The sequence below is a fragment of the Streptomyces sp. NPDC048473 genome, assembly GCF_043200155.1.
Classification (GTDB): Bacteria; Actinomycetota; Actinomycetes; order Streptomycetales; family Streptomycetaceae; genus Streptomyces.
Map to the genome: position 1 here is coordinate 21,849 of NZ_JBICXE010000062.1, position 7,330 is coordinate 29,178.

A 7,330-nucleotide genomic window follows, 5' to 3' on the forward strand; every position below is an offset into this window, starting at 1 on the left:
CAGACAAGGACTCGCCCGCATGTCGTACCGCAACGCCGCTGTCTTCGCCGCCCTGCTCGGACTGACCCGCGCCGCCAGCGCGATCGGCGACTACTGGGTTATCGCGGCGTCGAGCGTGTCCACCTTCCGCAGTGTCTCGTCGGGACAGACTGCGCCGTGGTCTCCGCGTCGGCGACGCGGAGACCACGTGTCTCGGCTGCGTGCTGGGCGAGGGTTCATCCGTGCGGGTGAAGTGTTTGGAATCTCAGCCTCTACGAGTAGCCGGGCCGGACGCCCCTATGAGGCTGCCGGGTGGCTCAGAAGGTCGTCCTGTGGATCTTGACCGTCTGACGGTCACACTCCGATGAAGCTCACTGTTTCTGTCATGTCCGCCCGTCCGGTACGCAGGCGTGGCACGCCTTCCTTCTCGAATCCCACCGATACACCGCAGAACAGTACGAGCCTGTCATCGGCTCCGACTATGCGGCTGACGGTCTTGCGATACATCGTCCACATCACCTGGGGACAGCTGTGCACCCCTTCCGCCCTCAGTAACAGCATGACCGTCTGCAAGTACATCCCCGCATCCCCCCACTGCCCGGGACCCATCGTCCGGTCGAGGTAGCAGAACAGCACGACCGGCGCCCCGAACGCCTCCGAGTTCAAGGCGGCGATTTTCATGGGCCTCTCGGGGTCGTCGCGCTCGATTCCCAGCGCTTTGTAGCGCTGGATGGCCGCTGCGGAAAAACGGTCCAGATACGGCGAGGTCAGCTCGGCCGGATACATCGGATACTCCCGCTCATCACCCGGGTCTCCCGCCAGTGCCCTGGCCGTCGCGCGCTTCTTCAGTTCGGCCAAGGGCTCGCCGGTCACGACATAGACATGCCACGGCTGGAGGTTCCCACTCGACGGAGCCCGAGTCGCTGCCGCCAGCACTCGTTCAAGTACTTCCTTGGATACCGGCTCATCGCTGAACGCCCGCACGGCCCGGCGACTGTCCACGGCTTCATACACATCCACGTCTTCTTGTCCTCTCACTCAACGGCAACCACCTCTCTACCGTCTTCAACAAGAGGAGTTCATCGGCGGGGCAGAGGGACGACGCCTGCAGCGTCGGTGGGGCTGATCGTGCTCAGCTGGCGGCGGAGCCGCTGGACCTCATCGTCCTTGGCCGCCAAGACCGACAAGGCCAGCTGGTGACGTTCCTTGAGCTGGTTGAACTCGGCGTGAGTGCGAGCGAGTTTGTGGGTGAGCCGCTGATTCTGCTCCCGTAGTCGGGCGATCCGAGCCTCGCGCGGGTCGGGCTGCTGACCGGCAGCCTGGGCGGCGGACCGTCGTTGCTCGAACTCGTCTTTGAGGTGGCCCCAGGTGCGGTAGAGGGCGGCGCGGGAGATCCCGGCCTCGCGGGCGAGGGTCTTGACGTCGCAGGCCCCGCCGGCCGGGATCTGCCCGGCGAGGAGCCGGTCGATGGCTGCGCGGATCCGCCGTTCGATCTGATCGCGCTGTTCGGGACTGAGTGCCATGTCATCCCGCCTTTCCGGCGGCCTTGTCGATCTCTTCGAGAACTCGCATGGAGCGTTCATGTTCGGCCCGCAGCCGGTTCTTCTCGCCGGCAGGGATGCGCGGGCTCGCCAACAGGACGGTGCCGTTGTCCGCCGCGGTCTGCCAGACGGGCCGGTGGAGGAGATGATGGGTTGCCTGCGGACAGCGGGAGCTGTCACACATTCCCGTCAGCGGAGCAGCCGCTGACTTGGCGCCGGCCAGCTTGAGACACAAGGCTTTGGCCGGGTCCTCGAACCAGCAGTAGTTCGCGGCGGACAGGTGCAGGACCGCGGCCTTCTTCTTGAGCAGCAGTTCGACCTGCCGGTCGGTGACCACCTTGGCCGGGCCGGACTCGTGTCCTTGGAGTTCGTCCTCGACCGAGCGGAAGGCGGCCATCAGAGCGTCCGCGCCGGGACCGGCTGGCAACTGGCCGTTTTGGAACTGACGGAACGCTTCAACGGTCCGGTGCAGTTTCTCGTCCGCCTCGGCTCTCTTCCACTCCTGGTGGAAGACGGCCTGAGCGCCGCCGGGCCGGTGCGCGTATCCCTCACTGGTGACCACGGACACGTGCTTGAAGTGCAGCTTCGTGGCCAGCAGCCCGCCAGGCCGGGCCGCCATTTCAACCGCGAGAGTCCGGCGCAAGCTACGGGGATGGACCGGCCAGTCGGGGATGGGCTCCAGGCCCAGACGCTGGCCGGCGGGCGAGGCCACCCACCGCCGCAGCCAGTCCATCGCGCCGTTGCTGTTGAAGCCGTGGAAAGCACCGAACAGCAGCTGGCCGGGCTCGGCATCGGTCAGTTGCTCCGCCAGAGTGACGGCGCGGACGACCTCCTCGACGACGACCCATTCATCACGCTCGCCGCCCCAGCGGCGGCCCTTGACGACCTTGCCGACCAGCCGATGCCGGGCCAGGCCCGGGGCGTCTTCCTCGGCAGGAGCGTGGCAGTCGACCGCCAGCTCCATCAGCTCGCTGGACCGCATGCCGCTCAATGCCGAGGTGGTGATCACGCAGGCATGGCCGACGACCCTGACCAGGGCCTGCGCCTGCAACGACGGCAGAGGGACCGACCACGGCACCAGGTCACCGTTGTCGGCGCGGGGAACATCCGTCGCATCACGACACCACCGGTATTCCGTTCCGACCTGCGCGACGGCCGCTTCCAGCAGAGGACGGACGCTCTTGAACAACCGGCGCGCGATGTCCCGGTGCCCGGTCGGCCGCAGCAACTGGAGGAAACTGACCTCCAGCAGTGGATCGTGCGGATCCCAGCCCCTGGTCAGGCGCGTGGCCACTTGCCAGTCTTCGAGCTGGGGAAGGGGCCTGCCTGCCCGCAGATGCTCTTCGACCACCGCAGCAAGCGGAGCCTCATCGCGCAGGTTGCGGATCAACCACGGGGTTTCTGCGTCCTGGGCGAGACGGTCGGCACGGAGCTCTTTCCGCAGTTCGACGACGTGCGGCCCGAGGACATTGACCAGGTGCAGGCATGCTGTCAGCAGGGGTGCGAGAACCTCGTCCGGCAGCGGCGGAGTCTTCACCACGATCTCGGGCCTCGTCGGGGCGCCGGTGACGCGGCCTGGAGAACGCTCCCCCCCCACGGACGGAACCCGGACCGGTGCCGGTCGGCAGAGAGCAGTTCCCCGTAGTCGGTGGTCTCCTGCATCACGGAGACCACCGTCCGCAGGCCGCTCGGGGATTTCGGTCGGATCACAGCCCCGTCGGCATCCCGGATGACGCCGTACTCCTTCACGAACGCCTCGCAGTGGTCCTGCGTGACCGCGGACAGAGAGGGGATTCGCTGTTCGTGCAGCCAGTTGAACCAGAAGGTGGCGTGGTAGCGCCTCGCCGCGACGGTGCGGGGGCGGCGCGGCATCCGCCGGGCCCGGGGCAGCGCCAGCACCCGCTCATCGGAGGTCGCCAGCCAGGCCAGTGCGAGCTCCTTGGCGACCACTCGCCAGGCCGGATCCTTGATCCGGCTGAACTCCCACTTCTTCTCGGTCGGCTTCATCTGGACCGGCGCATCCGCCCAGCCCTCCAGCGGCCACACGTCGTCCTCGAAACGGGGCCGGCCGAATCCGTCCCGCCAGACAAGGCCGGCAGTGGCCGCGACGTCCGCCCCCGCGAACAACGACCCGGAAGGCACTCCAGCAGTTGCAGGAGCGAGGTTCATGAGGTCATCTCCTCAGCACGCAAGGGCAGTTCGGCATTCACGTTGGCGACTTCCGCCTGGGCCGCCTCGATCGCGGCCTGCGGAAACCGCGGCAGGATCTCGACAGACAGCCGACGGGCATAGGTGGCGAACACCACCGCGAACTGCTCGCGCGGCATCGCCCGGAACTGACGGGCGAAATACGCCTTCAGCAGCAGCAGATTCGGCAGGTGCCGGGGAGCGAACAAGGCGAGCGGACAGAGCAGGCAGACCCAGGGCCTGGCCGGACACGGCTTTCCCTTCGGACCGTGGAGCCCAGCCAGCTGATCCGCGCAGGACGTGGTGAACACGTCACGTTCCCCGCCCAGCAGCTCCTCCAGAACACCCTGGCTCAGGCCCAGACGCTCGACTTCCTGCGGCAGCCGGTCCGCAGCCGCCGCGTCGTCGACGACCAGCGGCGTGCTCGCGCGCCGCAACAGGTCTCCTTGCGCGTCCGCGATGATCTCGCCGACCACCGCCTGCTGAGCGGGTGTGGCCGCCGACAGGTAGTGATCGCCCTCGACCTCGGGAGAGTGGTTCGGGTCGATCGTCGCCCGCAGCGACCACGTGCGCTGCCCGCGCTGAGCGATGAACGTGGTCCGCAGCCGTCGCCTGTCCAACCACATCGGCCCGCCGGCATCCGACCGCACGTTGTGACGCTTCGCCCAGGGCCGCAGCAGATACTCGGCGAACGTGGCGGCCTTGAACCGGCAATGCGAAGTCACCAGCCAGACCCGGTCGGCCAGGTCCTCGGGAGCATGCCTGCGTGCCTGGGCACTGTGCTCGATCCATTGCTCCAGCAGCCGTGATGCCCCCGCCGACAGCACCAGACTCTCCTCGCCCGTGCGGCCCTTGGTGTAGGAGAGCAACATCGCCTGCTGCCCAGTCCAGCGGACATCCTTCGTCTCCAGACCCGTCAACCCGTCGGGGACGATGCCCGTCCAAGCCCCCAGCAGCAACAGATAGGGGACGGCTTCCGCGTGCGTCGGGAACAGAGCATTGCGGATCTCCTCAAGCCCCAAGGACCCCTGCCGCGCTTCCTCCCGCGTCAGGCCCAGGTGCTTCGCGACCACAGCCCGGCTGACCGGTCCCAACCGCAACAGCAACCAGGCCGCGTTCGCCTTGTTCCAACCCCCGACCACCGGGTCCGTGCCCTCCTCGGCGAGCGCGAGCATCGCCCGGTGCCGGTCCCCAAGACGACGTACCTCCGCTTTGCACAAGTCGATCAGCCGGTTCCACTCGGCCGGCTGGTAGGGCGGCAGCGGGGTCCCCACTACCGGCCGGGTGTAGTTCGTCCCGAACACCATCTGCCGCACCGGTTCCGTCAAGGCTTGATGCCGCTCGTCGAAGGCCCGCAACATCGTGCGGGTGCGGTATTCGACCAGATACTGCGAGCGCAGCCAGAAGGAAGCCAGCAGCCGCCGTGTCAGCCCGCCTGCCGATCCGACGAACCCGTCAGTGGCCAGTTCGCGGACCATCCGGCGCAACGTGTAGGTGAAGCTCATCACCGTGGTCCGCTTGGCGAGCGGTCCGTGCGGGTGGACCAGGGCGGCCAGCCCCTCGGTGAGATCGGTGGCCAGCAGCGGGTTCGGAAGGTCTCCGATCGCGATCAGTTCGGTGGCCTGGCCGGGCAGGGACAACTTCAGCGCGAGCGGCTCGCGGATCACTTCGGCGGGCATCAAACAGCCTCCTCGAACTCGGTGTCGGCCTCGGCCAGCACCGCCGGATCCACTTGCCCGTGGGTCTTCTCCCAAGCGGCCCGGTAGATCCGGTGCACGTCCAAGCGCTTTAGGTAGACCTCCGTCGTCGTGACGCTGGAGTGCCCCAACAAGTCCCGCAGGATCAGCAGCGGATCGGATTTCAGCAGGTAGAGCGCGAGCCCCGACGCGTCACCGGTGGCCGCGGCCATCTGGGCAGCAGCCCGGTAGTGACCCTCCACCAACCGCTCCAGCGTGGCCATCGCGAAGCTGTGGCGACATCGGTGCGGAGCGACGTCCGGGAAGCGCGGCTCGAACACCTCCCGGATGCGGCGGGCCGTGCGACGAAACAGCGTCCCCCAGTCCACGAACGGCCGCCCGCCGCAGCTCAGCGCCAGCAGCAGTGAGCCTCCCTGCGGGTCGACCAGCCGCAGCCGCTCGGTCGGAGCCAGCGACGACCAGGTCATGCGTCGGCCGTTGACCCGGCCGCCGCAGAAGTCCGCCTCCTCCACCACCAGCGGCTTCCGGGGCATCCACGAGCCGCGGGCCATCTCTCTGTCCAGCGCGATGTAGGCGTGGACCACCGCCAGCGATGCGTAGTCGATCCACGTCGTGCGGAACTTCCGGCCCTTGGCGCCCAGTTCAGGAACCGCCCACAAGATCGGCACCTCCGTCGGCTCCGCGGGCAGCGGCGGAACCTCGTGGACCAGGAGGTGCGTGAACTCCCGGCTCCGCATCCCGGTGCCCAGTACCAGGCGGCCCATCGCCGCGTTCTGCCCCGGGAACCGGCCCCGAAACGCCCCATCCTCCAGACCGTCCGGGCCCAGCCCGGCCAGTCCCCGGCAGAACAGCTCGGCGAAGTCCGTCTCCAGGTACTGCACCTTCACGTGCGGCTTCACCCGCCGCAGCTTCGCCAGATTCCGCCCGGTCTCGACCGGTCGGCCCTCGACCATCCGCATGCCCGTGGCCAGTGTGAACGGCACCGCACCCGCCAAGCCCTCCTCCACGGCCCAGGTGTAGAACCGGGACAACGCGGTGACCTGAAGCTCCCACGAAGACGACGCCAACCGCTCGTCCAACGGCCCCGACAACCGCCGGTCCGCGTACGTACCTAGCGCGGCCACCAGGTCCTGCCGCGAGGCGAACACCCCGATCGCGTGGCGCCGCAGATGAGTCAGCCAGTCCCGTGCTGCCAGCGCGTACGCACGCCACGAGTTCGGCGACGGGGCGCCACTCGACGGCAGCGTACGCAGCCACGTATTCACCACCCTCGTCGCCCGCGGGCCGTACCCGTCCTCGAACCGGAAGTCGTCGTCGATCAAGACCGGCATCCGCTCGGGGATCAGCGGCTGCCCACCGAGTCCCCAGGACTGCCAGCCCTCGGAAGAGAAGAAGTGCACCAACACGGACCGGGACGCTACGTGCGCGACACCGTCCACACCAACTGCTAAATCCACACCCGATCAACGGAGTTGAGGAATGTGAGACACGCAAAGAAAGCAGCGACAATCTGGGTTGTCCAGGCAATCGACCAGTACGCGCTCGAACGCGCGAGGTGTGGTGAGGCGACGCTCAGCGACGGAAAGCGGCTCCGTCACACCGTCTCGGCACTGATGACGATGTCAACGGCGCGAGCCCATCCCTGCGCGTCGTCGACCGACACCCGGACCCGCCGCCGGCCCGGCCTGCCGAGCAGGGAGGTGGTGAACCGGCTCTCACCGACGACGTCCCCCACGACGAGTCGGCCATCGCTCAGCAGAAGATGTCCGTCGAACACCGTGGTCAGACTTTCCAGATCCCGTCCCTGGCCATCCGAGTCACCGTGATCTTTGAAGCTCCGCCATCTTGAAGTGGCTGGTCAGCGGGGTGGCGTGACCTGGTTTCGGGGTGCTCGTGCTGGTCGTGGGCGGCAGTCTGTGTTGTAGA

At 67.7% G+C, this 7,330-nt stretch carries 7 protein-coding genes; all 7 read right to left on the bottom strand.

Annotated features, from left to right (window positions below; genetic code table 11):
* Positions 1-333: 333 nt before the first annotated feature.
* The 7 genes from ACGFU7_RS42885 to ACGFU7_RS42915 all read right to left on the bottom strand — a co-directional run bounded on the left by ACGFU7_RS42885 (position 334) and on the right by ACGFU7_RS42915 (position 7,181).
* A complete protein-coding gene (locus ACGFU7_RS42885) occupies positions 334-999 on the bottom strand; it encodes a nitroreductase (RefSeq protein ID WP_393703712.1) in 666 nt (221 codons plus the stop codon).
* A gap of 59 nt (positions 1,000-1,058) precedes the next feature.
* Entirely contained in the window at positions 1,059-1,502 is a 444-nt protein-coding gene (locus ACGFU7_RS42890; RefSeq protein WP_393703714.1) for a hypothetical protein, read from the bottom strand.
* 1 nt (position 1,503) lies between these two features.
* Positions 1,504-3,060 (bottom strand): hypothetical protein, encoded by a 1,557-nt coding sequence (locus ACGFU7_RS42895; protein WP_393703715.1) that lies wholly within the window; start codon positions 3,058-3,060, stop codon positions 1,504-1,506.
* Positions 3,054-3,689 carry a hypothetical protein gene (locus ACGFU7_RS42900; RefSeq protein ID WP_393703716.1) on the bottom strand — a complete coding sequence of 212 codons (636 nt, stop codon included), beginning with the start codon at positions 3,687-3,689 and terminating at the stop codon, positions 3,054-3,056. Before ACGFU7_RS42900 ends, ACGFU7_RS42895 begins: the two co-directional genes overlap by 7 nt.
* On the bottom strand, positions 3,686-5,212 hold the full coding sequence (locus ACGFU7_RS42905; protein WP_393703717.1) for a hypothetical protein: 1,527 nt from the start codon (positions 5,210-5,212) through the stop codon (positions 3,686-3,688). The genes ACGFU7_RS42900 and ACGFU7_RS42905 overlap by 4 nt, the downstream gene beginning before the upstream one ends.
* Before the next feature lie 173 nt (positions 5,213-5,385).
* Positions 5,386-6,810, bottom strand: coding sequence for a site-specific integrase (locus ACGFU7_RS42910; RefSeq protein WP_393703719.1), 1,425 nt, complete (start codon positions 6,808-6,810; stop codon positions 5,386-5,388).
* Positions 6,811-6,998: 188 nt separating this feature from the next.
* On the bottom strand, positions 6,999-7,181 hold the full coding sequence (locus ACGFU7_RS42915; protein ID WP_393703721.1) for a hypothetical protein: 183 nt from the start codon (positions 7,179-7,181) through the stop codon (positions 6,999-7,001).
* Positions 7,182-7,330 lie beyond the last annotated feature (149 nt).